This is a genomic window from Mesorhizobium sp. B2-3-14 (assembly GCF_006442175.1).
GTDB classification, from domain to species: Bacteria; Pseudomonadota; Alphaproteobacteria; order Rhizobiales; family Rhizobiaceae; genus Mesorhizobium; species Mesorhizobium australicum.
Genome location: NZ_VFVP01000009.1, coordinates 235021 through 259494 on the forward strand (window position 1 = coordinate 235021; position 24474 = coordinate 259494).

At 61.7% G+C, this 24474-nt stretch carries 18 protein-coding genes and 1 tRNA gene; 12 read left to right on the forward strand and 7 right to left on the reverse strand.

What is annotated here, in order from left to right; translation table 11 throughout:
* Positions 1 to 25: 25 nt before the first annotated feature.
* Positions 26 to 1303 carry a sugar transferase gene (locus FJ950_RS22555; RefSeq protein ID WP_246681364.1) on the reverse strand — a complete coding sequence of 426 codons (1278 nt, stop codon included), beginning with the start codon at positions 1301 to 1303 and terminating at the stop codon, positions 26 to 28.
* Positions 1304 to 1841: 538 nt separating this feature from the next.
* Between FJ950_RS22555 and FJ950_RS22560 the strand changes: the two genes are divergently transcribed.
* Both FJ950_RS22560 and FJ950_RS22565 read left to right on the forward strand, forming a co-directional pair.
* Positions 1842 to 3470 (forward strand): fatty-acid--CoA ligase, encoded by a 1629-nt coding sequence (locus FJ950_RS22560; RefSeq protein WP_140618701.1) that lies wholly within the window; start codon positions 1842 to 1844, stop codon positions 3468 to 3470.
* Positions 3471 to 3537: 67 nt separating this feature from the next.
* On the forward strand, positions 3538 to 4323 hold the full coding sequence (locus FJ950_RS22565; protein ID WP_140618702.1) for a DUF1499 domain-containing protein: 786 nt from the start codon (positions 3538 to 3540) through the stop codon (positions 4321 to 4323).
* Between the two features lie 62 nt (positions 4324 to 4385).
* Here the strand turns inward: FJ950_RS22565 and FJ950_RS22570 are convergent, their stop codons facing one another.
* Entirely contained in the window at positions 4386 to 5294 is a 909-nt protein-coding gene (locus FJ950_RS22570) for an MBL fold metallo-hydrolase (protein ID WP_140618704.1), read from the reverse strand.
* A 115-nt stretch (positions 5295 to 5409) separates the two neighbouring features.
* Here FJ950_RS22570 and FJ950_RS22575 point away from each other — a divergent pair, with 115 nt between their 5' ends.
* The 3 genes from FJ950_RS22575 to FJ950_RS22585 all read left to right on the forward strand — a co-directional run bounded on the left by FJ950_RS22575 (position 5410) and on the right by FJ950_RS22585 (position 7041).
* The gene (locus FJ950_RS22575; RefSeq protein WP_140618706.1) at positions 5410 to 6000 is read left to right on the forward strand and encodes a biotin transporter BioY; all 591 of its coding nucleotides are present in this window, start codon (positions 5410 to 5412) and stop codon (positions 5998 to 6000) included.
* 169 nt (positions 6001 to 6169) lie between these two features.
* Positions 6170 to 6523 (forward strand): hypothetical protein, encoded by a 354-nt coding sequence (locus FJ950_RS22580; RefSeq protein ID WP_015318748.1) that lies wholly within the window; start codon positions 6170 to 6172, stop codon positions 6521 to 6523.
* A 128-nt stretch (positions 6524 to 6651) separates the two neighbouring features.
* Complete coding sequence (locus FJ950_RS22585; RefSeq protein WP_015318749.1) at positions 6652 to 7041, forward strand: DUF427 domain-containing protein; 390 nt, start codon at positions 6652 to 6654, stop codon at positions 7039 to 7041.
* Between the two features lie 53 nt (positions 7042 to 7094).
* On the opposite strand, the gene FJ950_RS22590 is transcribed toward FJ950_RS22585, so the two are convergent.
* The 4 genes from FJ950_RS22590 to ppdK all read right to left on the reverse strand — a co-directional run bounded on the left by FJ950_RS22590 (position 7095) and on the right by ppdK (position 11894).
* Complete coding sequence (locus tag FJ950_RS22590; protein ID WP_140618707.1) at positions 7095 to 7835, reverse strand: polysaccharide deacetylase family protein; 741 nt, start codon at positions 7833 to 7835, stop codon at positions 7095 to 7097.
* Between the two features lie 25 nt (positions 7836 to 7860).
* Complete coding sequence (locus FJ950_RS29580; protein WP_015318751.1) at positions 7861 to 8010, reverse strand: hypothetical protein; 150 nt, start codon at positions 8008 to 8010, stop codon at positions 7861 to 7863.
* Positions 7994 to 8950 (reverse strand): glycosyltransferase family 9 protein, encoded by a 957-nt coding sequence (locus FJ950_RS22595; RefSeq protein WP_246681365.1) that lies wholly within the window; start codon positions 8948 to 8950, stop codon positions 7994 to 7996. The genes FJ950_RS29580 and FJ950_RS22595 overlap by 17 nt, the downstream gene beginning before the upstream one ends.
* 265 nt (positions 8951 to 9215) lie before the next feature.
* Positions 9216 to 11894 (reverse strand): pyruvate, phosphate dikinase, encoded by a 2679-nt coding sequence (ppdK, locus tag FJ950_RS22600; RefSeq protein WP_140618710.1) that lies wholly within the window; start codon positions 11892 to 11894, stop codon positions 9216 to 9218.
* 223 nt (positions 11895 to 12117) lie between these two features.
* On the opposite strand from ppdK, the gene FJ950_RS22605 reads away from it, so the two are divergent.
* From FJ950_RS22605 to FJ950_RS22630, 6 genes are all read left to right on the forward strand, one after another.
* On the forward strand, positions 12118 to 12462 hold the full coding sequence (locus FJ950_RS22605; RefSeq protein ID WP_140618736.1) for a VOC family protein: 345 nt from the start codon (positions 12118 to 12120) through the stop codon (positions 12460 to 12462).
* Between the two features lie 127 nt (positions 12463 to 12589).
* Positions 12590 to 12664, forward strand: a tRNA-Gln gene (locus tag FJ950_RS22610).
* 516 nt (positions 12665 to 13180) lie between these two features.
* Positions 13181 to 14629 carry a TolC family protein gene (locus tag FJ950_RS22615; protein ID WP_015318755.1) on the forward strand — a complete coding sequence of 483 codons (1449 nt, stop codon included), beginning with the start codon at positions 13181 to 13183 and terminating at the stop codon, positions 14627 to 14629.
* Positions 14630 to 14665: 36 nt separating this feature from the next.
* Positions 14666 to 16798 carry a type I secretion system permease/ATPase gene (locus FJ950_RS22620; RefSeq protein ID WP_140618712.1) on the forward strand — a complete coding sequence of 711 codons (2133 nt, stop codon included), beginning with the start codon at positions 14666 to 14668 and terminating at the stop codon, positions 16796 to 16798.
* Between the two features lie 50 nt (positions 16799 to 16848).
* Entirely contained in the window at positions 16849 to 18138 is a 1290-nt protein-coding gene (locus tag FJ950_RS22625; RefSeq protein ID WP_015318757.1) for an HlyD family type I secretion periplasmic adaptor subunit, read from the forward strand.
* Positions 18128 to 18769 carry a ribbon-helix-helix domain-containing protein gene (locus FJ950_RS22630; RefSeq protein WP_140618714.1) on the forward strand — a complete coding sequence of 214 codons (642 nt, stop codon included), beginning with the start codon at positions 18128 to 18130 and terminating at the stop codon, positions 18767 to 18769. Before FJ950_RS22625 ends, FJ950_RS22630 begins: the two co-directional genes overlap by 11 nt.
* Positions 18770 to 18902: 133 nt before the next feature.
* Here the strand turns inward: FJ950_RS22630 and FJ950_RS22635 are convergent, their stop codons facing one another.
* On the reverse strand, positions 18903 to 19856 hold the full coding sequence (locus FJ950_RS22635; RefSeq protein WP_140618715.1) for a transglutaminase-like cysteine peptidase: 954 nt from the start codon (positions 19854 to 19856) through the stop codon (positions 18903 to 18905).
* Positions 19857 to 20179: 323 nt separating this feature from the next.
* Here FJ950_RS22635 and FJ950_RS22640 point away from each other — a divergent pair.
* The coding region (locus tag FJ950_RS22640; protein ID WP_210242364.1) for a hypothetical protein at positions 20180 to 24474 on the forward strand (4295 nt) is incomplete at its 3' end.

A 24474-nucleotide genomic window follows, 5' to 3' on the forward strand; every position in this document is an offset into this window, starting at 1 on the left:
CGATCGGATTCAGGCCCTGATTTGGCTATCGCGCACCAAAACCGGTGAACATCGTTTTTATGGTCCTGAGAACGATCAGCACGTCCAACCAAGGTGAGAAGTTCTTTATGTAGTAAAAATCATAGTGCAATTTTTCCATGACATCGCCGACCGCTGCGACATGGCCCTGATTTACTTGTGCCCACCCGCTCACGCCCGGCCTGACGATGTGCCGGTACCGGTAGAACGGCAACTCCGCCTCATACCATTGCGACAGCACGACAGCTTCCGGCCGTGGCCCGATCCAGCTCATCTCACCGCGCAGGATGTTGATGGCCTGCGGCAGCTCGTCGATCCTGAACTTGCGCAGGAAGCTCCCGACCCGCGTGATGCGATCGTCATCCCGTTTGGTGATCGCCTTGTCCTTGTCGCTGCCGGAGCCGGTCTGCTGCCTCATCGAACGAAATTTGTAGACGGTGCAGATCCTGCCCCGGTAGCCCATGCGGGGTTGGCGAAACAGCACGGGGCCTTCCGAGTCCAGCCGGATCGATAGGGCGACCAGCAGCAGAACGGGACAAAGAACCACGACAAGGACAAGCGCGGAGGTCCAGTCGATGGCCTGCTTGATCTTGAGATAAGCCTGGTTCGGATTGAGCGAGCCGAGCGTGTTCTCCGACAGATGTTCGATCTCGACACGACCGGTCAACGATTCGCTGACCTGCTTGACGTGATAGACGGGCGTGCCCGACAGCGCCCGGTCGGCGATGTAGCGCTCCCATTCGGCGCCGAGGTCCGCACGCAAATCGACAACAACGCCGTTAACTCTTTCGATAACGGTGCCGGGCGACTTGAGCCAGAACCAGTGCACGCCCGGCAGGGCCCTGAGGCGCTCGACATTGCCGCCGGGAATGACGGCCAGCCGGTACGGCTCAAGACGCCGGGTCATGAGGCTCAGGCCGAAATACCAGAGCGTGGACTGCGTGAAGCTGGCGGCGGCCTGAAACCGGCTATACTCGAAGCGGAAAAAGAAAATCGTCAAGAAAACAACACCGTAGGACAGGACGAATGTCGGCAGGATATAGCTGGCCGCGGCCACGCCCGGAAAATTGCCAATGCGGCGATAGGCAAGAAAGCCGGTAACATGCGCAATGATGGCAGCCGCGACCGTTATCTGCAGATTGGCCGAATAGATCGCGTCCGGATAGGATGCTATCCGGATCAGTGCTGGCGCGATGATCGCGAATGTCAGTCCGCCGATGAGTTGAAAACGAATTCTGAACAGGAAGTGCCGGCTTCCGACAATCGTTGATGTTGCGACATTCAACTTCTTCCCCTTCCCCCGAAAGGTGCCCGTGTCGGCAATCGCCACTACACTTGGCAGGCCGTTCCTTCGCAAAGCGAACCGGACCCCTCACCATTGGCGATTCGACTCAGTCGAAGATCAAGAGCTACGCCAGTGCGACCTCACCAGCAAGCATCTATTTAGCGGGAATAGTTGGCAGAAGTTCTGATCGGCAGCATTGCTGCATTGCAATTTAAAAGCCGCGGCTAATGTCCCGGCTTATTCTCCAATCCTTGAGAAACCTGCCGAACCCTCAGCCGATATATAGAGGTGATGTCTTTGGTGCCGACCAAGCGCCCATGCCAAATCGGCCAACCGCCTGGCCAGATCGCCATCGATGGCCGGTCCGGGCCCGATGCAGCCAAGCGAAATCAAAAAGCCGTCCGGATTCAACCGTTTGCCGATACAGGTTCGAACTCCGACTTTCGCCCGCTGCGCTTGTGGACGCTGGACAATTCCCCGGTTCGCTTCACAATGCGATCAAAAGCGCACCGTGAAAAGCGTGATGGAGGAACCCGGCATGCTGGGACTGATGCAGGAATGGCCGCTGCTGTGCCACAAGCTGATCGACAACGCCGAGCGGCAGCATGGTGCGCGGGAGATCGTGTCGCGTTCGATCGAGGGGCCGATCGTGCGCACCACCTATGCCGACCTTCATCGTCGTTCCCTCAAGGTCGCCCAGCGCCTGGAGCGCGACGGTTTTGCCTTGGGCGACCGCATCGCGACGCTGGCCTGGAACACCGCCCGCCACATCGAGGCCTGGTACGGCATCATGGGCATCGGTGCTATCTACCACACCCTCAATCCGCGCCTGTTTCCCGAACAGATCGTCTGGATCATGAACCACGCCGAGGACAAGGCCGTCTTCGTCGACCTCACCTTCATCCCGTTGCTCGAGAAGATTGCCGGTGCCGTCAAATCGCTGAAGAAGGTAATCGTGCTCACCGACAAGGCGCACATGCCGCAAACGACCCTGCCCGACGCCGTCGCCTATGAGGAGTGGCTCGGAGAGGTCGATGGCGATTTCGCCTGGAGGAGCTTCGACGAAGGCACCGCCGCCGGCATGTGCTACACGTCGGGCACGACGGGCGATCCCAAGGGCGTCGTCTACAGTCATCGCTCGAACGTGCTGCACGCCATGATCGCGGCCATGCCCGACGCCATGGGCCTGTCATCGCGCGACACGATTCTGCCGGTGGTGCCGATGTTCCACGCCAATGCCTGGGGTCTTGGCCAGAGCGGCCCGATGATCGGCGCCAAGCTGGTCATGCCCGGCTGCAAGATGGACGGCGCCTCGATCTATGAATTGCTCGATCAGGAAAAGGTGACGTTCAGCGCCGCCGTGCCGACCGTGTGGATGATGCTGCTGCAATATCTGGAGGAGACTGGCAAGACGCTTCCCCATCTGGGCAAGGTGGTGATCGGCGGCTCGTCGTGCCCGCGCGCGATCATGACGAAATTCCAGGACGATTACGGTGTCCAGGTCATCCATGCCTGGGGCATGACCGAAATGTCGCCGCTCGGCACGCTGTGCACCTTGAAGCCGGACTATGCCGGCCTAGAAGGCGAGGCTCGGCTCGACGTCCAGAGCAAGCAGGGTTACCCGCCTTTCGGCGTCGAAATGAAGGTGACCGACGACGAGAACAATCCGCAGCCTTGGGACGGCAAAACGTTCGGCCGGCTGAAGGTGCGCGGGCCGGCCGTCGCCCGCGCCTATTATGGCGGTGCGGGCGCGGAGCAGTTCGACGTGGACGGCTGGTTCGACACTGGAGACGTCGCCCATGTCGATGCCGGCGGCTACATGCAGATCACCGACCGTGCCAAGGACGTCATCAAGTCCGGCGGCGAATGGATTTCGACCATCGACCTGGAGAATCTGGCCGTTGGCCATCCCGATGTGGCGGAAGCCGCGGCCATCGGCGTCAAGCATTCGAAATGGGGCGAGCGGCCTCTGCTGGTCGTCGTTGCCAAGCCGGGCAAGGAACCGACCAAGGCCGGGATTCTCGATTTCATGGATGGCAAGGTGGCCAAATGGTGGATGCCGGACGACGTCGCTTTCGTCGGTGAGATACCGCATACCGCCACAGGCAAGATCCAGAAGATCACCTTGCGTCAGCAGTTCAGGGACTATCGCTTGCCGACGGATTGAGAGGATGTTGCGTGTTTCCGCAAAAAGGCACTAAACCTCCATCCGGGTTGGGGCAGCGTAGAGAATAATGGTTAGCATTCCCGAACGGCAAACGTCGAAAGCTGCCGGCTGGTCGCGGGGCACGGGCGCCTTTTCGGCGGTGCTTTTGCTGACGAACTTTGTCGGCCATAGGCTCGGCCTCGTCCAAACGCCGGTCTTCCTGTGGGTGCTGGGCATTGCTGCCCTGCTGGCGGCGCTGGCGCTGCTGTTTGCCGGCCTGGCCTTTGCGAGGCTGTGGAATTTCGGTGACCGTGGTGGCCGTGATCTCACCGTCGGCGCCTTGCTGGCGCTGCTGGTGCTCACCCCGTACGGCGTTGCCGCCTACTGGGCGACGATCTATCCGCCGCTGCGGGACATTTCGACCGATTTCGATGAACCGCCCGCGCTCGATGTCAGCGACCGGACCAAGGACATGAACGCAGTGTCCCCGTCGACGCCGGGTGAGCAGACGTTGCAGACGGACAGCTATCCATTGGTCACCGCACGCAGCTACGACCTGCCGTTCGAGACCGTCGTCAATGCCGTTGAAACCGTGCTCGACCGGCGCGGCTGGGACCTTTCGGAGCCTTATCCCGAACTCGCCGGACAGACGGAGGTGACAATCACCGCCGTCGCCTCGAGTTTCGTTCTTGGCCTTCCCGCCGACGTCGCCATTCGCGTCACGGATGACGGCGACACGGTCATCGTCGACATGCGCTCCGCCTCGCGTTACGGCCGCCATGACCTTGGCGACAATGCCGCGCGCATCACTGAATTCCTCACGGAGCTCGATCAGGAAGTCGCCGGCCAGATCGGCGCGGCGCCGGCACAATAGCCATTTTTCGAGCAAATCGCGCGCCGCGACGATGATTGGTGAACGGGTGGGCGGCGGCAGGGCTATCGGCCAGGCGTGAAAATGCCATCTATGGCGGGAGCGGCGTTCGTCGCCACCACGCCGCGCGCCACCAGGTCCTCCAGATGGGCAAGCACCGACAGGCCGGCGGCGCCGTGCAGCCGGGGGTCGGCATCCCTGTAGATCGCCTTGACCATGTCGGGGATTGTCCTGTCGCCGGCCCTGATCCGTTCCAATATGGCTCGTTCGCGCATCTTGCGATGGGTCTTCAGCCCGCGCATGAAAGCGCGCGGCGCCGTCACCGGTCCTCCATGGCCAGGCAGCAGTAGCCGGTCGCCGCGCTCGATCAGGCGGTCCAGCGATGCCATGTAGTCGGCCATTGCCCCGTCCGGCGGCGCGACGATCGAGGTTGCCCAGCCCATGACGTGATCGGCTGAAAACAGGATGCCGGTGCCTTCCAGCGCGAATGCGGCATGGTTGGCGGTATGGCCGGGCGTCAGGACGGTCCGGATCGCCCAGCCGTCGCCGCTGACCAGCTCGCCGTCCGCCAAGGCGATGTCGGGAATGAAAGCGGTGTCGGCGCTGGCGTCGAGCGCGTTGGTTTCGCCAATGTGCAAGGGCCTCGCCGGCCGGTGCGGTCCCTCCGCCAGCACTTGGGCGCCGGTGCGCTCCTTCAACCGGGCCGCCAGCGGAGAATGGTCGCGATGCGTGTGGCTGACGAAAATGTGGCTCACCGGCCGGCCCGCGATCACGTCGAGCAAGGTCTGAAGATGCGCCTCGTCATCGGGCCCCGGATCGATCACCGCCAGCGTATCGTGGCCCACGACGTAGCTGTTGGTGCCATGGAAAGTGAAGGGACTGGGATTAGGGGCCGTGACGCGTTGCACGTCGGGGGCCACGCTTACACCTCGGCCGTAAGCAGGGTCGAAGCTGGTATCGAATTTGAGAGCCATGTCGGCGCTTTGTTCCCGGAACGGCAAAACAGATTGCCGCATAGCACGCAAGCCAATATAGGAAAATGCAAGACCGCGATTTCTGGTTCGCGGCAAGATTGAATTGGGGAAGACCATGACAACCGCAACGACGACGCGCCCGCTTGTTTTCCTGGCCTTGCCGCAGGAAGGTGCCGCGCGACTTGCAACGCAGTTTTTGCTGGCGATCGCCGGGACGCTGCTCCTGACTCTTTCGGCCAAGACCAAGGTGATGCTCGGGCCTGTCGACCTCTCGATGCAGACGCTTGCCGTCCTGCTGATCGCCGCCGCCTTCGGCATGCGGCTCGGCGTCGCCACCCTGCTGCTCTACATGGCGGAAGGCGCCATGGGCTTCCCGGTCTTCCAGGGCACGCCGGAAAAAGGCATCGGCATTGCCTACATGCTCGGCTCGACCGGCGGCTATCTCGCCGGCTTCGTGGTCATGGCGGCGATTGTCGGCTGGGCCGCCGACCGCGGCTGGGACCGTCATCCGATCAAGCTTTTCAACGCCATGCTGGTTGCCGAAGGGGTGATGATGGCGATGGGTTTTGCCTGGCTGGCAATGCTCATCGGTCCGGAAAAATCCTGGCAGTTCGGCGTCGTGCCGTTCATCGTCGGCGATCTCATCAAGGTCGCGCTCGCGGCCAGCCTCGTGCCGGCCGTCTGGTCGCTGCTGGAGCGCTCCTGAAATTTGGGGGTCCCTGCCGCCGATCGAATGGCAAGAGCTTCAATAGATTCCATCGGCGCAAACTCCTCGTGATCGGACCAACAGCAAAAAGTGCCATAATCCGGCCATCGTCGGTGTTAAGCTTCGTTAACGGGCAAAGGGGTGCGATTGGCGACTGAAAGAGGTTCGCATGGACGCGCTCGACGATAAGGTTCTCGAGAGTACGCTTGCCGAAAGCCTGGCCGATCTGGTGCCGGACGAAAAGACCGTTTCCGAAGACGAGTTCGTCGAAGTTGTCGGCGGCGCGCTCGAAGCGGTCGGCGGCACACTGCTGTTCAAGATGTGCGTCCAGAACGAAGGCGAAGGCCAGCACGTCGCGGCGGCATCCGTCGGTGATGGCGGCAATCGCCAGTTCCTTCTGCTCACCTTGCCAACCGTCGGAGGGGCGCTGAAGGTCGAGACGATCTCGAGAAGCAGCAACCCGGTGGCGGGCATCGCGGCCGCGTATGCCGGGCTGATGGACGCCTTCAAAACCGCTGCCTGATTTTCCGCTGCCACGCCAAGGCCAGTCTTGCGCCACGCACGGGCGCTTGGTGTCTGCTTGTTTGTGACCACGGGCCTTGTTCTATCCGGTCGCCCACCACACCTAAGGTCGGGGCAAGGAGAACCAGCATGGACAAGATCGCCAACCCGGCACCCGGCTTCCAGCGCAATCCCGACAAGATCATTACGATAGAGCCCTATTCCGGCACCGTCACAATCCGCGCCGGTAGTACGGTCATCGCTTCTTCCGCCAAGGCGAAAGTGCTGACGGAGGCCCCCTACCCCGCCGCCTTCTACATTCCGTTCGCCGACATCGATTTTGACAAGCTCAGCCGAACGGATCACGCGACGCACTGCCCCTACAAGGGTGATGCCAGCTATTGGAGCGTGCTGCCGGCGGGCGAAGCGGGCAAGGACGCGATGTGGGCCTATCGGCAGCCCTTCGACGAGATGACCGACATCCGCGACCACGGCGCGTTCTACGCCAGCAAGGTCAGCATCGAGGCCAAGCCGGACTGAACGCTTCGGCTTGAAGACACTCAGGGGCATTGATATTCGGGTGATGCCGGCCCTTAGTCGGTGGTGCCGTGATTACCCGTTCCGTCGGCATCGTCGAGGCGCACGAAGGTCATGCCCTTGTCCTTGAGCGCCAGCAGGCCCTGAACCACGCCCTCGCCGGCGGCATGGGTCGGCTGATTGATGTGGGAGATGATGACATCACCGTCCTTGGCGGCGGCGATGCGCCTGGCCGTTTCCTTGGCGCCGAGCAGCGAGCCACCGTCGCCATTGATCGAGAAGCCGGCAATCTTGAAGCCGAGTTTGCGGATCATGGCAATGGCCGAGGGACTGTATTCGGCTGTTGCGCCACGGAACCATTTCGGCGCCGGTTCGCCGGTCGTGGCCAGAGCCGCGGCCCCCGATTCGACTTCGGCAAGGACTGCTTCCGGGCTGCCGGCGCTGCGTATGCCATAGATCTTCTGTGGCGTGTCGATCGCTGGGATATGCCGGCCACCGTGATTTTCCAGTTCGAACAGGTCGGTATGCGCCCGCATGATCGCGACGGCCTCGGCGTTGCGCTTCAGCCAGATGCCGGTGACGAAAATGGTAGCCGGTATCTTGTTGTCCACCAACGCCGAGAGAATGCGCGTGTCGGTCTTGCCGCCGCAGGCATCGAGCGTGAGTGCAACGCGACCGGTTCCGCTTGCAGCCGGCTTGATGTGCAGCGTGGGTTCGACCAGCGGCGTGGCATGGGCGCTGGATATCAGCGCCACCGACATGGCGATTATGCAGAGATGTTTTTGCGGCAAATGCATCGAACCAAGTTCCCGACCGGCGGTTTCAAGCCGACATCCCAAGACCCGCATGAAGGCGGAAATCGGACGAGGGATAGCAGAAAAACGCCTGGCGCGGCAATTTGACCTCCCACTTGGTCGACGAGCCGTTCAGCGACAGTCTTGCCGTTCCATCGCCCTCAGACAGCGCGTTCATTTTTCAGCTCGGTGCGCGCGAGAATTTCGCGCGCCGCTTCGACAACCGGCTTCACCTCCAGGCGCCAAACGCAGCACGCCTTGCTGGGATCGGTTCGGCGACACAAATCCTTGGCCACGCAGTCACATGGCATTGACGGCCGAAGCGCGATGCTGGGCACGCCGACAGGTCCCCAGCGTGACGGATGCGTCAGGCCGAAAAGGCCGACAACCGGGGTGCCGGCGGCAGCGGCCATATGCATCGGCCCGCTTTCATTGCCCAGAAACAGCCGAGCCTGTTCCAGGACGGCCAGTAGGGTCTCGAGCGACAGCGCTCCGACCAGGTCCACCACCGGCGTCGCCGTCTCGGCAACGATCCGCGCGGCGGTTTCACCTTCGCCCGGCCCTCCCACCAGGACGATGCCCAGTCCGGTTTCGGCCGCAATCTGGTCAATCGCCTCGGCAAACCGTTCCGGCTGCCACTGCCGGCCCTTGAAACTCGCGCCTGCGTGGACAGCGACGAAGGCGTTCGGACGGATGTGGTGCGTGCCCAGAAGCGCCAAGGCTTTCGCGGCCTCGAATGGCGGCGGCTGGAGGCCCGGTACCGTCACCCGCAGATCGATGCCGAGCGCTTCAAGAGGGGAGAGATAGCGATAAACAAAATGCTGGCCGCCAAACCCGAATGGTTTGGCAAACACATTGGCGGGCTGCCGCTCCAGCAGCTTCAGCGGCCTTTCCGGGGGATTGTAGCCGACGCGCGTCTTTGCGTTGACCAAGCCGCTGATAAGCCGAGAGGTCTTCGAATCGGTCAGGTCGATCGTCAAATCGAAGCAGAAGCCGCGCAGCGCCTTCACCGTTGCGTAGAGCTCTTTTCCGCGCTCCAGCGGGGTGCCCCGCGCGCGAGCCCGCCTGAACGGAACCACCTCCGAAGCGATGCCATGCGCAATCACGAAGCTCTCCAAGTGCGCTTCGCAGAGGAACACGATCCTGGCACCGGGGAATTCGAGCCGAAGGTTCCTGGCGAGGGTCGAAGCGAGGACGATATCGCCTATGAACTTCGTTTGAATGATCAGGATCGAGCGGAACGGAGCGGGTGAAATCTGCAACATATGTTTCCGGAGACGTTTGGCGATCATCACGAAATTGGTCAGAAACAATGGCGAGATTGCGCGCTACCTCTAGCACGTTCGCGTGAGTTTTCATACAAAACCGTAAGCTCGGACCGGTCTATCCACGCCCCGTGGTCGTTGTCTGCACCGCGGCCTGCGCCGCTGCCAGTCTGGCGATCGGCACGCGGTAGGGCGAGCAGGAGACATAGTCGAGCCCGACCTCCTCGCAGAAGCGGATCGACGAGGGATCGCCGCCATGTTCGCCGCAGATGCCGAGCTTGATGTCGGGTCGCGTCGCCCTGCCCTTCTGCGCCGCCATGCGCACCAGTTCGCCGACGCCCTCAATGTCGAGCGAAACGAACGGATCCTGCTCGATGATGCCTTTCTGGCGATACGTCTCCAGGAAGGAGGCGGCATCGTCGCGCGAGATGCCGAAGGTGGTCTGGGTGAGGTCGTTGGTGCCGAAGGAGAAGAACTCGGCCGACTCGGCAATGACATGGGCGCGGATCGCCGCGCGGGGAAGCTCAATCATGGTCCCAGTCAGGTAATCGATGTTGACGCCGCTCTCGTCCATGACGCTCTTGGCGACGGCGTCGATGCGTGCCTTCACAAAATCGAGTTCCTTCGCCAGACCGACCAGCGGCACCATGATCTCGGGGACGACCAGCGCGCCGGCTTTCTTGCCGGCCTCGACTGCCGCCTCGAAAATGGCGCGCGCCTGCATCTCGGCAATCTCGGGGTAGGAGACGGCGAGCCGGCAGCCGCGATGGCCTAGCATCGGGTTGAATTCGTGCAGGGCCTCGGTGCGCTGCCTGAGCTTGTCTGCCGACACGTTCATGGCGGCCGCGACTTCGGCGACTTCCGCTTCGGTCTTGGGCAGGAATTCGTGCAGCGGCGGATCGAGCAGGCGGATCGTCACCGGCAGGCCGGCCATGATCTCGAACAGCTCCAGGAAATCCGAGCGCTGCATGGGCAGAAGCTTGGCCAGCGCCGCGCGGCGATCCTTCTCGGTGTCGGCCAGGATCATCTCGCGCATGGCGACGATGCGGGCGCCGTCGAAGAACATGTGCTCGGTGCGGCATAGCCCGATGCCCTCGGCGCCGAAGGAGCGCGCCATGCGGGCATCGAGCGGCGTTTCGGCATTGGTGCGCACCTTCATGCGGCGTACCGCGTCCGCCCATTCCATGATGGCGGCGAAATCGCCGGACAATTCCGGCTGCAGCATCGCCACGGCGCCCTTGAGCACCTGGCCGTTGCCCCCGTCGATGGTGATGATGTCGCCCTTGCGGAAGGTCTGCCCCATCGAGACCAGCGTGCCTGCCTTGTAGTCGACGCGCAGCGAGCCGGCTCCGGACACGCAAGGCTTGCCCATGCCGCGCGCGACGACCGCGGCGTGGCTGGTCATGCCGCCGCGCGTGGTCAGGATGCCTTCGGCCGCATGCATGCCATGGATATCTTCCGGACTGGTCTCGATACGCACCAGGATCGCCTTGCGCCCCTGCGTCTTCAGATCCTCGGCATCGCCGGAAGAAAAGACGATCTCGCCGGTGGCAGCCCCCGGAGACGCCGGCAGCCCGACGCCGATGATGTCTCGTGCGGCCTTCGGGTCGATGGTCGGGTGGAGCAATTGGTCAAGAGAAGCAGGATCGATGCGTGCGACGGCTTCTTGCTTCGTGATCAGGCCGTCCCTTGCCATTTCAACCGCGATCCTGAGCGCCGCCTTGGCGGTCCGCTTGCCGGACCGGGTCTGCAGCATCCACAATTTGCCGCGCTCGATGGTGAATTCGAGATCCTGCATGTCGCGGTAGTGCTTTTCCAGGCTATCGGAGATGGTGACGAAGGACTGGAAGGCATCCGGCATCAGCTTCTGCAGCGAAGGCTTGTCGGAACCGGCCGCGATGCGCGCCGCCTCGGTAATGTTCTGCGGCGTGCGGATGCCGGCGACGACATCCTCGCCCTGCGCATTCACCAGGAACTCTCCATAAAGCATTTTTTCACCGGTCGAGGGGTTGCGGGTGAAGGCAACGCCGGTGGCCGAGGTCTCGCCCATATTGCCAAACACCATGGCCTGTACATTGACCGCCGTGCCCCAGCTTTCTGGGATATCGTGCAGACGCCGGTAGGTGATGGCCCGGTTGTTCATCCAGCTTGAAAACACCGCGCCGATCGCGCCCCAGAGTTGCTCGTGCGGATCCTGCGGGAACGGCCTGCCGAGTTCCTCCTCGACCTTGGCCTTATAGAGCGCGATGACGCCTTGCCATTCGATCGCCGTCAGTTCTGTGTCGAGCTCGTGGCCGAGGCTGGCTTTCTGGTCTTCCAGGATTTCCTCGAACACCTCGTGATCGAGGCCCATGACGACATCGGAATACATCTGGATGAAACGGCGGTAGCTGTCATAGGCAAAGCGCGCATCGCCGGAATCGGCGGCCAGCGCCTCGACTGTCTCGTCGTTCAATCCGAGATTGAGCACGGTGTCCATCATGCCGGGCATCGACGCCCGGGCGCCGGAACGCACCGAAACCAGGAGCAGTTTCGACGGGTCGCCGAACCGGCGGCCGGTCAGCCGGCCGATATGGTCGAGGGCGACTGCGACATCAGCCTCCAATCCCGCCGGGTAGGTGCGACCGTTGGCATAATAGGCATTGCAGACCTCGGTGGTGATCGTAAAGCCCGGCGGTACTGGCAGCCCCAGGCTGCACATCTCAGCCAGGTTGGCGCCCTTCCCGCCCAGCAGATTCTTGTCGCTGGCACGGCCTTCCGCCGCACCATCGCCAAAGGTGAAAACCCATTTGGTCATGCTTGCTCTCCGGTTGCAGGAGATTGGAAAGATTGGCGAAACGCAAAGTTCCATCCGTGCCCGACTTTGGAGCGATATGATGCTGCAGTGCGAAAGGCAAGGCGTCGGCAAGCCGTTCGGCCGCTACAATCGATTAAGAAAAAACTCCGCCCGGGCCTGTGGCAAAAAGACTTGCCACCTCACGGCTCGACGTCTAGAACAAAAAGGGAACAAGAGGTGCGCCATGAAACAGCCTGGAAAACTGGACTATCTGGAAATGCCGGCGACCGGCGGCACGTGTGATCGGTTGAAAGCCTTCTACAGCGCCGCCTTCGCCTGGTCTTTCACCGATTATGGGCCGACCTATTCGGCCTTCGCCGAGGGCCTGGATGGCGGGTTTCAGGCCGATGCCGCGGAAGCACCGGCCAAGCCGTTGCCCGTGCTTTACAGTGACAATCTGGAGGAAACCCTTCGCGCCGTCGAAAGCGCCGGCGGAACGATCGTCAGGCGGATATTCTCATTCCCCGGCGGCCGACGCTTCCACTTCGTCGATCCAGCCGGCAACGAGCTGGCTGTGTGGTCCCACTAGTCCGCTTGTGGATCACCTAGCGCCGATTGCACCGCTGGTCAGCCGAGCGTCTTCGCGGTCATTCATAAGCATTGTGCTTTTCGGCTGCTCTGCTAATAACGCGCCGCACAGCGACTCTGACGGCTATTGGGGCGTCGCCAAGTGGTAAGGCATCGGTTTTTGGTACCGACATTCCCAGGTTCGAATCCTGGCGCCCCAGCCAAGCGCAGACGGTCCATTCGAGACCCAAGCGCGCACCGAATAAGCCCTGATCCAAACACTCTGCAGCCTAGACTTAACCAAGAAGTGTCACGCTCGGCAGTGCGTCAGCGATCTCGCAAACCACAGCGGATGAAAGCGCGACCAGAACATGTCGTCAATCTGGGTGGGCCGGACCAAATCCTTCTGCACCCGAGCTGTTGAAGGCGCCTTATTGCCTCCGCGAGAGCAACTTTGTTTGCGGACATGCGTACTCATCGGCATATGCCAGAACAGGCTTGCTGTTGCCCATCTCAATATCTTGTCTCGGGACTTCAAGTTTCGACACCGGCATTTGATCCCGCCGGCGTCCCAAATGTGTGCTATTTTTGCTACATTTTTTGACCGTCTGCCTAAATTCTATGATTTAGTCACAGCTTAATAATGAAACGCGCACGTTAATTTGCAAGATAGTGGCAAGGTCAGGCGCCAAGCCCGGCTGGGGCGCTCTTAAAAAGCGCGGGGAAACGTGGGTGGGAAAATGAAGACGACAGGTCTGTCGACCAAGGTCATGGGCGTTGGTCTCTTGATGACGGCTACCATGCTGAGCTGCTGGGGCGCGCATGCGCTGACACTCAAGGAAGCCATGGCGGTCGCGGTGGAATCCAACCCGGAAATCGGCCAGGCCATCGAAAACCGCGAGGCCATCGAGTTCGAACTGCGGCAAGCAAAAGGGCTCTATCTTCCAAGCGTCGACCTGGAGGCATCCGCTGGTGCTCGCCGCCTGGACAACTCCTCCCGCCGCGCGCTCTCCATCGAGCACGATGCGCTTTATCCCGCGGAGACCGATCTGACGGTTTCGCAAACGCTTTATGATAGTGGCGCAAGGCGAGCCGAACTCAACCGTCAAGCCTCGCGAGTGGATGGCGCCTCATTCCGCGTGCTGGAGCGATCTGAGTTCATCGGGCTGTCCGTCGTCCAGGATTACCTGGAATACATGCTTCAGGCCTCGATCGTGGCCGAGGCAAAGAAGAATCTGGGCTTTCACCAAGCGATTCTCCACGACATCAGGGAAGGCATAGCAGGCGGCGGATTGAACGAAGCAGACCGGCAACAGGCCGAGGAGCGCTTGTTTGCGGCCAAGGCCCGCATGCAGGAGGCTTCCGAGGAACTCGAGGCCTCGAGAATACGCTTCTTCAAGACCGTCGGGAAACCGCTGACCAATGCATCGCGGCCAGGCGACGTTTCCTCTGCACTGCCAAGGTCCCTGGACGACGCGCTGGGCATTGCGCGGGAGAACAACCCGCGCGTCCACATGGCCAATAGCGATATCGCCGCCGCGGGCTCGCAGGTTGACGCCGCTCGGGCGAAATACGGCCCGTCGGTCGTCGCCGAAGGCGTTGCCCGGGCCGGATACGACATTGACGGCGACAATGGAGACACGTCCGATCTGCAGGCACGGGTAGTGCTGCGGTGGAACCTGTATCGGGGCGGCATCGACAAAGCTAATGAGCAGGAGCAGATCCGCCGCGCCAGCGAACAGCGGCTTGGGCTGCATCAGGTTCTGCGGGAGATCGAAGAAGCCGTTCGCACGTCGTGGGATCGCCGCTTCCGGCAAGCCGACCTGGCAAAGACCCTGAAGCTGCAAGCCGCTTCCAACGAGAAGCTGGTTGCCTCTTATCGCGAGCAGTTCAAGGTCGGACAGCGCTCGCTGCTCGATGTGCTGGATGCGCAGAATACGCGGTTCAACACAGCAACGCTGGCGGACACCGCGTCCTACGCATCCCTCTTTGCCCAATACCGACTTCTGGCGGCAACCGGGCAGTTGCTGAAAACGATGGACATCCAGCCGCCGAAGCAGGCCGCGGCCTACGCCAAGGATGAATTCGCGGTTCCGGAGATCCCGGACACCGAAACCTATGCACGGACCCCGTCGGAACAGAAGAACGACCTGCCCTTCGATATCCTCGCCCCTGTCAGGAAGAAGTGAGCCGTAAGGGGTGTTGAGGGTTCTGGCGGGCGGGTCGTGAATCAGCAGCCACATATTCTGTCGCCCAAGGAGGCGTTCAAGGCCTGCTTTTCGGCGGTGGCTGCCTATCTCGGCAGGCCGAGCGCCGAAACCGTGCTGTTTGCCGGAGTGCCGATTTCGGACACGCGCATCGAGGTCACCGAGATCCGGCATCTTGCCGAGCGGATCGGTCTCGAGACCCAGGAATTCAACCATCGCGACTTCCTGCGCGGTCGCGTCGATCTTCCGGCAATTCTCTTCCGTGTCAGTCAGTTGCCGATCGCCTTGCTGGCGGAAACCGACGGCGACGGGTATCTCACGGCCCCGCAGGAAGACGGGCGCACGACTGTCGGCAAATCCGAGCTGGCCGCAAGTTACATCAGTGGCGGCGTATCCTTCTCGATCACCTATGCCAACGCCACCGAGGGCATGAAGGTCGGGTCGGCGCAGGAGATCGAGCGGCGCCATTGGCTGACGGGGACGATGGGCGCTTTCTGGCGCACCTATTCCAAGGTCGTGCTGTCGGCGATCTTCATCAACCTTTTGGCCATCGCCTCGCCGATCTTCACCATGAATGTCTATGACCGCATATTGCCGAACAAGGCGATATCGACGCTTTGGGTGCTGGCGATCGGCATCGGCGCCGTCATTCTCTTCGATCTGCTTTTGAAAACGGCCCGAGCCTCGCTCATCGACTATGCCGGGCGCAAGGCGGATTTGCGGATATCGTATCTGCTGTTCGAGAAGGTGCTGAATTCGTCCCTGTCCGCGCGCCCGGGCTCGACAGGCGAATATGCCAACCGCGTCACCCAATATGAGTTCGTCAGGGAATTTTTCACCTCCAACACGATCAGCGTGTTCATCGATACGGCTTTCGTCTTCATCTTCCTGCTCGTCATCTACGCGATCGGCGGCTGGCTGGTCGTCATCCCGGCCCTCGCATTTGTGGCGTCGGTGGTCGTTGGCCTGGTCACGCAACGCCGCATCGGCAAACGGGTCGCAGCCTCCATGAATGAAGCCTCCCAGCGCCAGGCTCTGCTGGTCGAGTCCATCTCCACGCTGGAAACGATCAAGTCGCTGCGAGCCGAAGCCTATTTGCTGAGGAAGTGGGGCGAGCATTCGAAGAATGCGGCCAACACTTCCGAGAAGATCAAGCAGCTCTCGGCGGCGGCCGGCAACATCACCCAGGCCATCCAGCAGCTTGTGACGGTCGCCTTGGTCGTGGCTGGAGCCTACGCCTTTTCCGAAGGGCATGTTTCGACAGGAGCCATCATCGGAACGGTGATGCTGGCGAGCCGGGCCGTGGCTCCGCTCGGCCAGATCGCGATCACCTTGTCGAGATTTCGCCAGGCCATGCTCTCCTTGAGAATGGTGAATTCCATCATGGCCCAGCCGGAGGACCGGCCGGATACGGTGGGCTTCGTCAATCGTCCGATTCGCAATGGCGCGATGACGTTCAAGAATGTCGGCTTCGTCTACCCCGGATCGGAAAACGAGGTTCTGTCCGGCCTCAACTTTTCGGTGAAGCCGGGAGAGCGCATCGGCATCATCGGCCGCATCGGATCGGGCAAGACGACGATGGGACGCCTGATCGGCAGGCTTTTTCTGCCAAGCTCCGGCGAATTGCTGCTGGATGGCATCGACATCCGCCAGTATCACCCGTCAGAGGTGCGCGCCGCCGTCGGCATCGTCGCGCAAGCCGGCGATCTGTTTTCGGGCACCATCAAGGAGAACCTGCTGATGGCATCTCCGGAGGCGACCGACGAGCAAATCATCGAAGCCGCGAAAGCCGCCGGCGTCGACGAGTTCGTGTCTCGCCACCCGCGTGGCTACGACATGAATGTCGGTGAGCGGGGCACCAATCTTTCCGGCGGGCAGAGACAGACGGTGGCGATCGCCCGGCTGCTTTTGACCAAGCCGAAGATCGTCTTTTTGGATGAACCGTCCGGCTCGATGGATCTGGCGTCGGAACGGCAACTGATAAAGCAACTCAAGACCGCTTTCGACCACAACACGACGCTGATCGTCTCGACGCATCGCTTCAGCATGCTCGAATTGGCTGATCGCCTCATTGTTATCGAACAAGGAAAGATAGTTGCCGACGGGCCAAAAGAACAAGTCATTCAGGCGCTGCAGAGAACGAATTCCTGAATGAACAAATTATATCGGGCTGAAACCGATATGATAACGGGGCGTGGGAAATGCTTGCCAGGGAAGACCGCCCGCCGCTTTTCGCGACGGCGTCCATATTCATCATAGGGGCGCTCTTCGCCGCCTTTGTCGCTTGGTCGTCCTTCGCCGAGGTCGACGAGATCGCGCGTGGCGACGGCAAGGTCATACCGGCCTCCAAGACCCAGGTCATTCAAGCCAGCGAGCCGGGCGTCGTTCAGGAAATCGCCGTGAAGGTGGGGCAGGTCGTCAGGAAGAACGACCTTATTATCCGTCTCGACAATACTTTGAACACATCCAGCCTCGGCGAACAGCAAGCCAAGGCGCGGGCCCTGCAAACACGCATCGCCAGGCTCAAATACGAACAGAGCGGCAGCATCACCGGATCGTTTCCCTGTCCGCAGGACATCCAATCCGTGGCGCCGGAAATCTGTGACAACGAACAAAATCTCCTCGTTGCCCGGCGCGAAAACTTCGACAACAAGCTGTCGGTGCTCAAGTCGCGACTCGACCAGCGCGAAAAAGAACTGGACGAGGCGAACGCCAATCTCGACCGCCTGACAAAAAACCTGGCTGTGAGCGACCAGCAGGCGAAGCTGGTCGAGGCGATGGTCAAGAAAGGTCTGATGGCAAGGACCGAGCAGCTCAAGGTCGAGCAGGAACAGACCGAACTCAACGGCCAATTGAACCTGGCCGGCGAGACGATAAAGAAGGGCAAGTCGGCGATCACCGAGGCGCAGCTCCAGGTCGAGGAACTCGGGCTGCAGTTGAAGCAGGAAGCGCTCGATGACCTGACGCAGGCCTTGGCCGATCTTTCAGTGGTGGACGAAACCATTCGCGGCGCGACCGACAAGGTCGCGCGAACGGATATCCGCTCGCCGGTGGACGGCATCGTCAACACGATGGAACTGAACACCGTCGGCGCCTTCGTCCAGCCGGGTACTGTCGTGGCCGGCATCGTGCCCACTTCCGAGACTTTGCTGGTCGAAGCACGTGTTTCGCCCCGCGATGTCGCGTTTATCCGCCCAGATCAGGATGCCTTGATCAAAGTCACGGCTTATGATTTCTCGATCTTTGGCGGCATCGAAGGCAAGGTTTCAAACATTACCGCCGACAGCCTGGTCGATCAGAAGACGGGCGAGCCCTACTATCAGGTGCGTGTTTCAACCGATAGATCGACACTGGAGCGAGACGGAAAGGCATATTCGATCATCCCCGGCATGATCTGTTCCGTGGATATCAAGACCGGTCGCAAGACGATCCTGAGCTACCTGCTGAAGCCGATTAACAAAGCCCGCCAGGAGGCAATGAGTGAGCGCTAGCGCCACCTCTCCCGCGACCCGGAGCGACCACTTGCTTCTGCCACTCCCGACAGAAGATTTCGAACTCGAGTTCCGCGTCGTGGCGCGCGGCGGCATCAGGCGCGGCATTCGGCTTGAACGGGCTTTCTGGGTTTCGCTGAAACAGATGGCTGAAAGCCGCAAATGCACGATCGGCATGCTGGTCGACGAGATCGCCGAAGGTCACGCGGAGAAAGGAAACTTGACCTCGGCAATCCGGGTGGCCTGCATACGCGAGTTGGGGCGCGAGAACCTGAATTTGCGTAGGCTTGCATCGATCAGGACGATAAACGCCATTCTGCTTGCCTGCCCGTCGCCGGCCTTCGCCTTGGCCTCGACGAAGAAGATCGTGACCTTCAATGCGCCGTTCCAGCAATTGGTCAAACGACAATTGCCGGCGGCATTCGACGAAGACACGCGCCAGGACCTGAAGCTGGCGCTGGACCTCAACGTGGCCGATATATTCGCCCGCCTCGACACCAATGGCGACGTTGCCGTTGCGAGCGGATTTGTGATTGGAGCCGGCGAACGCCGTTACCGAGGCCAATTGAACGTGGTGCGGGCGCCGGTGCTGGACCTGGAATTGCTGATGGCTTTCGTCTTCAACGGCTAGCGCCATCCATCGTTTCACGCAAACGCCGAACGGCCCTATGTGCTTGACGCAATTCCGCCGGAAAACCACCACGGGACTTTTCCGCAATCGTTCCGCCATTCAACCAGGACAAGAAAGCCGGCGCGCGGGCCCCTTACTTGACTTCCGTCTGGACGCCTTCGCCAGGGGCGACGGTTGCGAAACCGCCCTTGACATCGGCCATCTGGGCGTCTCCCGATTTGGACCCGTGGATCCAGGCCCGGTCGGTGCTGAACGAGTACAGTGGCTGATAATTCGGAAGGGCGCTGTCCTTGAGCACGGTATCATTGAGACTGTCGAGAATATAAGCGCCGCTTGCGGTGCTGACCGAAAGCACGGCGTGGAAGAAGCCTCGCTTGCGGTCCTGGAGAACGACGAGCGACATGCTGCGTGCCGGAATGCCGGCCCTCAGCAACGCGGTCATCTTGAGGATGGCGAAGTCCTCGCAGTCGCCGGCACGATTGGCGAGGATCTCCGAGGGCTTCGCCCAGTAATCGAGCTTGCCGTAAACGACGCTGTCCTTCTTATAGGCGATCAGGTGGTTGATGCCGCTGTCGATGAACGACAGTTTTTCGACGAACCCCTTGCCTTGGGCGGCCGAGACCATGGCCGCGAAGGCCGGGCTCTCGTGATCACAGGGGCTGCCCGCGGTGCAATCGGTTATGGCCTGGTAGACAGGTGCCCAGCGCGCCGAAACGGGAAAATTGCGCATGGACAGCGCAACCGACCCGAAAACGCCCGGAATGATCGACGCCGTCGGCATCGGGTCGATACCCCTGCCCTCTTGCGCCATCGAGGCGCTGGACCCGTCTTGAGCGGAAAAGGGACCATATCCGTTCAGGACAAGGCTGATCCGGTAGGGGGTGGCCGGCTGCCAGGGCTGGTATCTCTGCAGCGAAATGCCGCCGAGGCCAGGCGGCGCCTGGACCACTCCAAGCAGTGCTGCTTCGGGCATGAAATTCCTGATGACGGGCCCGGCAAGGGCTGGCTGCGCCGAGCCGGCTATCCCCACCGCCAGCAGAAGCAGCTTGAGCTTGCACTTCCCCGGAGCATTCTTTTGTTTTTTCATGACGCCCACCTTTGACTGTGGACGCTACCAATTTTGTCTCAAATTACTGGAAAGGAAGATGGATAAGTTTCCCACGAATTCACTTTGCTGATTTTAGTAAAATTTTACATGTATTTATACTTATATTTACCAAGTTTTCCGCGCCGCCGGTGGCGAAGCGCTATGCCTTCCAGGCAACATATAACTGATTATATGTTCACAGTTTACCAAGCGTAAAAAAAGTCATCGAAGGCATATCCAAATATATAGAATGCATTGACGGACCGTTGCAAAGTCAAGCCACCGCCTGTCTCTATCCGGGAAATACCGGAGGGGTTTGAGCTATGGCGAACAGTATTGAACTGGACAATCTTTCGAACTCGTGGGACGAGCATTCCGTCTCCAGCGATCATCACGACCTGACAGCGCCGACCCAGGTGGTGGCGCAAGCCGCGCCCGCCGAGCAAGCGGCGGCACCGGTCCAAACAGCGCCGGCCGCGGCCGAGCCTGTGCCGGTCGATGTCGGTGGCGGCGCGCCAGCGGCAGCTCCGCCAGCGGCAAACGCCCCGCACGAATACGTCGCGGACGCAAGCAACGTCGTCAAACTTCCCGCCAATGTCTCGATCGACAACATCAAGGTCGACGGCCACAACCTCGTGCTCGAGCAGGCGGACGGCTCGGTCATCGTCATCAAGGACGGTGCCCTGCATGTGCCGACCTTCATCATCGGCGACGTCGAAGTGCCGCGCGGGGCCTTGATCGCAGCGCTGGAAGCGAGCCATGTCGATGTCGCCTTTGGCGCGGACGGCTCGATATCGGCCGGTGGCAGCACGACCTCGAGCGCCGGCGGGAATTTCGAACAGCCTGCCGGCGGGATCGGCGACGGCTTCGGCTTGTCGGCGCTTCTGCCGCCGACGGCTTTGCAGTTTGGGCAGCTCGAGCGGCATGAGCTGTTTCCCTCTTTGGTCGACAGAGGCGTCTCCGTCGTGGCCATGTCGCTGACCAACCCTGATCAGGCGGCCAGCGAAACCGGACTCGATGGCGGCGCGCAACAATCGCCGGGCAGCGAGGCACCGACCAACTCCGAAACTTCCGGCGTCGGGACGATCAGCATCGACGCACCCGATGGCATCGGCTCGATCGTCATCAACGGCACCACCGTGACCGGTGTCGGCCAGCAAATTTCAGGGCAGTTCGGCTACATCACGATCCTGTCGTTCGATCCTGGCACGGGTGCCATCCAGTATGACTACACTGTCACCCAGTCGGTGACGCATCCCGTCAGCACGACCGGATACGACGTCAACGATACGGTTCCGGACAATTTCAGCATCACCGTCACGGATGTCGACGGCGATACGGCGAGCACGACCTTCACCGTTGCCATCATCGACGACGTGCCGACGGCGGTTGCCGACACCGACAGTATCGCAGCCGGCCAGTTCGGCCCCGCGACGGGCAATGTGCTGGTTGGCGGCACGGATGCGGGCGACGCCAACACTACGGACGGCGTTGCCGACACCCAGGGCGCCGACGGCGCGACGGTGGTGGGCGTTGCCAAGGGGACGACGAATGTCGCTCTGGACAATACGACCACACTCAACAGCCCGATCCAAGGTGAATATGGCAAGCTGACGCTGCACGGCGACGGCAGCTATACCTATGTGCGCGATGCGGGCACACCCGGAGGCGTCAACGACGTCTTCACCTACACGATCAAGGATGGCGATGGCGACACCTCGCACACCACGCTGACGATCTCGATCGGCAACTCGACGCCTGTAGTCGCCAACCTGACGCCGGAAGCCAATGGCGGCGACGTCATCGTCAACGAAGCGGCTTTGAATGTCGGCACGCCTGGTGGCCCCGGGTCCGATCCGGCAAGCACGGCCGAGACCGGCCCCGGCACCTTCACCATTTCCTCGCCCGACGGCATCCACGATCTGTCGATCGATGGCCACGCTTTCATCACCGACGGTGTGTTCACCGCCAGCTCGTTCACGACGACGCTAGGCAACACGCTGACGGTGACGGCCTACAATGCCGGCACCGGCGAGGTGAGCTATACCTACACGCTCAACGACAACGAGACACATACCTCTGTCCAGGGCACCAACAGCCTGTTCGAGAACTTCACTGTCACGCTGACCGACCAGGATCTCCAGAGCACCAATGGCACGCTCACCGTCAACATCGTCGATGACGTGCCGACGGCCCATGACGAGGCTTCGCAAGCGGTTGTGGAAGGTGCCCCGGTGGTGACGGGGACACTGGACTTCGTGGCCGGCGCGGACGGCGCGACAGTGACGCATGTCAACGGTACGCTGCTGACCTTCGATCCCGGCACGGGCTATTCGCAGTCGATCGACATCGGCGCCGGCACCATCCAGGTGAAGGCCGACGGGGCCTACTCGTTCACGGCCGATGTCTCGGTCGACAACAGCGGCGGTGCCGTGGCGGTCAACGCGACCTACACGGTGACGGACGGCGATCACGACACTTCGACGGCCAACATCGCCTTCACGATCACGGATGGCGCGGGCCCGACCGCGGGCGCTCCAATCACGCTGGCGCTCGACGACCAGAACCTGAGTGACGGCTCGACGCCACTCGGTCCGGACTCTGCCTCTAACTCGATCACCTTCACGCCGGGCTCGGACGCGATCACCTCGGTCGTCTTCGGCACAGACCTGGGCGGCCTGAACACCGCGAACCTGACCTGGACCCGGGTGTCGGACACCCAGGTCGTGGGCAAGGACGGCGCCGTGACCGTGGTGACGCTGGATCTCTCGGTCGCTAACAATGTGGCGACGGTGACGGCGACGCTGAACGACAATTACGACGCGCATCCCGGCATCAATCTCGACGACCTGGTCGATCTGGGCCATGTCGGCGTGGTTGCCACCGATACCGACGGTACTCAGGCGACCGGCACCGTCAACCTGACGGTGTCCGATGACGTGCCGACGGCCCATGACGAGGCTTCGCAAGCGGTTGTGGAAGGTGCCCCGGTGGTGACGGGGACACTGGACTTCGTGGCCGGCGCGGACGGCGCGACAGTGACGCATGTCAACGGTACGCTGCTGACCTTCGATCCCGGCACGGGCTATTCGCAGTCGATCGACATCGGCGCCGGCACCATCCAGGTGAAGGCCGACGGGGCCTACTCGTTCACGGCCGATGTCTCGGTCGACAACAGCGGCGGTGCCGTGGCGGTCAACGCGACCTACACGGTGACGGACGGCGATCACGACACTTCGACGGCCAACATCGCCTTCACGATCACGGATGGCGCGGGCCCGACCGCGGGCGCTCCAATCACGCTGGCGCTCGACGACCAGAACCTGAGTGACGGCTCGACGCCACTCGGTCCGGACTCTGCCTCTAACTCGATCACCTTCACGCCGGGCTCGGACGCGATCACCTCGGTCGTCTTCGGCACAGACCTGGGCGGCCTGAACACCGCGAACCTGACCTGGACCCGGGTGTCGGACACCCAGGTCGTGGGCAAGGACGGCGCCGTGACCGTGGTGACGCTGGATCTCTCGGTCGCTAACAATGTGGCGACGGTGACGGCGACGCTGAACGACAATTACGACGCGCATCCCGGCATCAATCTCGACGACCTGGTCGATCTGGGCCATGTCGGCGTGGTTGCCACCGATACCGACGGTACTCAGGCGACCGGCACCGTCAACGTGACGGTGTCCGACGACGTGCCGACGGCGCATGACGAAGCCTCGCAGAATGTTGCCGAGGGTGCGACGATCACTGGCACGCTGGACTTCGTGGCCGGCGCCGATGGCGCCACGGTGACGCACATCGGCTCTACTGTGCTGGTCTTCGGCAACGACGGCTACTCGCAGGCGATCGATATCGGCGATGGCTCGATCAAGGTCATGGCTGACGGCCACTACTCCTTCACCGCCGACAGTTCGGTTCTCGGCACCGGTGCGGCTTCGGCGACCTACACGGTGGCTGACGGCGACGGCGACACTGCAACGGCCGGTATCACCTTTGCGGTGACCGACGCCAATACGCCGACAAGCGGCACGGCTACGGCTGCGGTTGACGATGACGGGCTTGCTGGCGGCAATCCGGCTAGCACCTTGGGCGATATCGACGCCAATCTCGGCGAGGTTCCGTTCAGTGCCAGCGAAAAGACCTATAACGGAGCGCTCGGCGGCAGCGTCGGTGGCGACGGCGCCGGCGCCAACGGCTTCTCGTTCGCAACGTTGGATGGCACCAATGGCACGGTCGGCCAGGAGAACGTGACCTACAGCTGGGACGCCGGCAGTGACACACTGACCGCGACAGGCCCTCGTGGCGTCCTGTTCACGATGCATGTGACCGACCCGGCAACTGGCGCCTACACGGTGACGCTGGTCGACAACGTGCTTCAGGCCCAAGGCCCGAACGATGAGAACAATGCGACCGTCGATCTCGACTATGTGATCACCGATGCGGACGGCTCGACGGCACCGGGCACGCTGACCATTACCTTCAATGACGACGGCCCTTCCGTGACGGTCGGGACGGTTGCGGATAGCGCCCTGACATTGGTGACGCAGGACGCCGATACGATCGGCAACAATACCGACACGGCGAGCGCAAGCTTCGCGGCCGCCTTCCTTGGGGC

What these genes read in the sequence shown, in the direction of transcription:
- FJ950_RS22585 (WP_015318749.1), top strand. Translation starts at nt 6,652, where the DNA reads ATGGACAAGATCGCCAACCCGGCACCCGGCTTCCAGCGCAATCCCGAC.
- FJ950_RS22565 (WP_140618702.1), top strand. Translation starts at nt 3,538, where the DNA reads ATGGTTAGCATTCCCGAACGGCAAACGTCGAAAGCTGCCGGCTGGTCG.
- FJ950_RS22615 (WP_015318755.1), top strand. Translation starts at nt 13,181, where the DNA reads ATGAAGACGACAGGTCTGTCGACCAAGGTCATGGGCGTTGGTCTCTTG.
- ppdK (WP_140618710.1), bottom strand. Translation starts at nt 11,894, where the DNA reads ATGACCAAATGGGTTTTCACCTTTGGCGATGGTGCGGCGGAAGGCCGT.
- FJ950_RS22625 (WP_015318757.1), top strand. Translation starts at nt 16,849, where the DNA reads ATGCTTGCCAGGGAAGACCGCCCGCCGCTTTTCGCGACGGCGTCCATA.
- FJ950_RS22605 (WP_140618736.1), top strand. Translation starts at nt 12,118, where the DNA reads ATGAAACAGCCTGGAAAACTGGACTATCTGGAAATGCCGGCGACCGGC.
- FJ950_RS22570 (WP_140618704.1), bottom strand. Translation starts at nt 5,294, where the DNA reads ATGGCTCTCAAATTCGATACCAGCTTCGACCCTGCTTACGGCCGAGGT.
- FJ950_RS29580 (WP_015318751.1), bottom strand. Translation starts at nt 8,010, where the DNA reads ATGAACGCGCTGTCTGAGGGCGATGGAACGGCAAGACTGTCGCTGAAC.
- FJ950_RS22635 (WP_140618715.1), bottom strand. Translation starts at nt 19,856, where the DNA reads ATGAAAAAACAAAAGAATGCTCCGGGGAAGTGCAAGCTCAAGCTGCTT.
- FJ950_RS22580 (WP_015318748.1), top strand. Translation starts at nt 6,170, where the DNA reads ATGGACGCGCTCGACGATAAGGTTCTCGAGAGTACGCTTGCCGAAAGC.
- FJ950_RS22590 (WP_140618707.1), bottom strand. Translation starts at nt 7,835, where the DNA reads ATGCATTTGCCGCAAAAACATCTCTGCATAATCGCCATGTCGGTGGCG.
- FJ950_RS22575 (WP_140618706.1), top strand. Translation starts at nt 5,410, where the DNA reads ATGACAACCGCAACGACGACGCGCCCGCTTGTTTTCCTGGCCTTGCCG.
- FJ950_RS22560 (WP_140618701.1), top strand. Translation starts at nt 1,842, where the DNA reads ATGCTGGGACTGATGCAGGAATGGCCGCTGCTGTGCCACAAGCTGATC.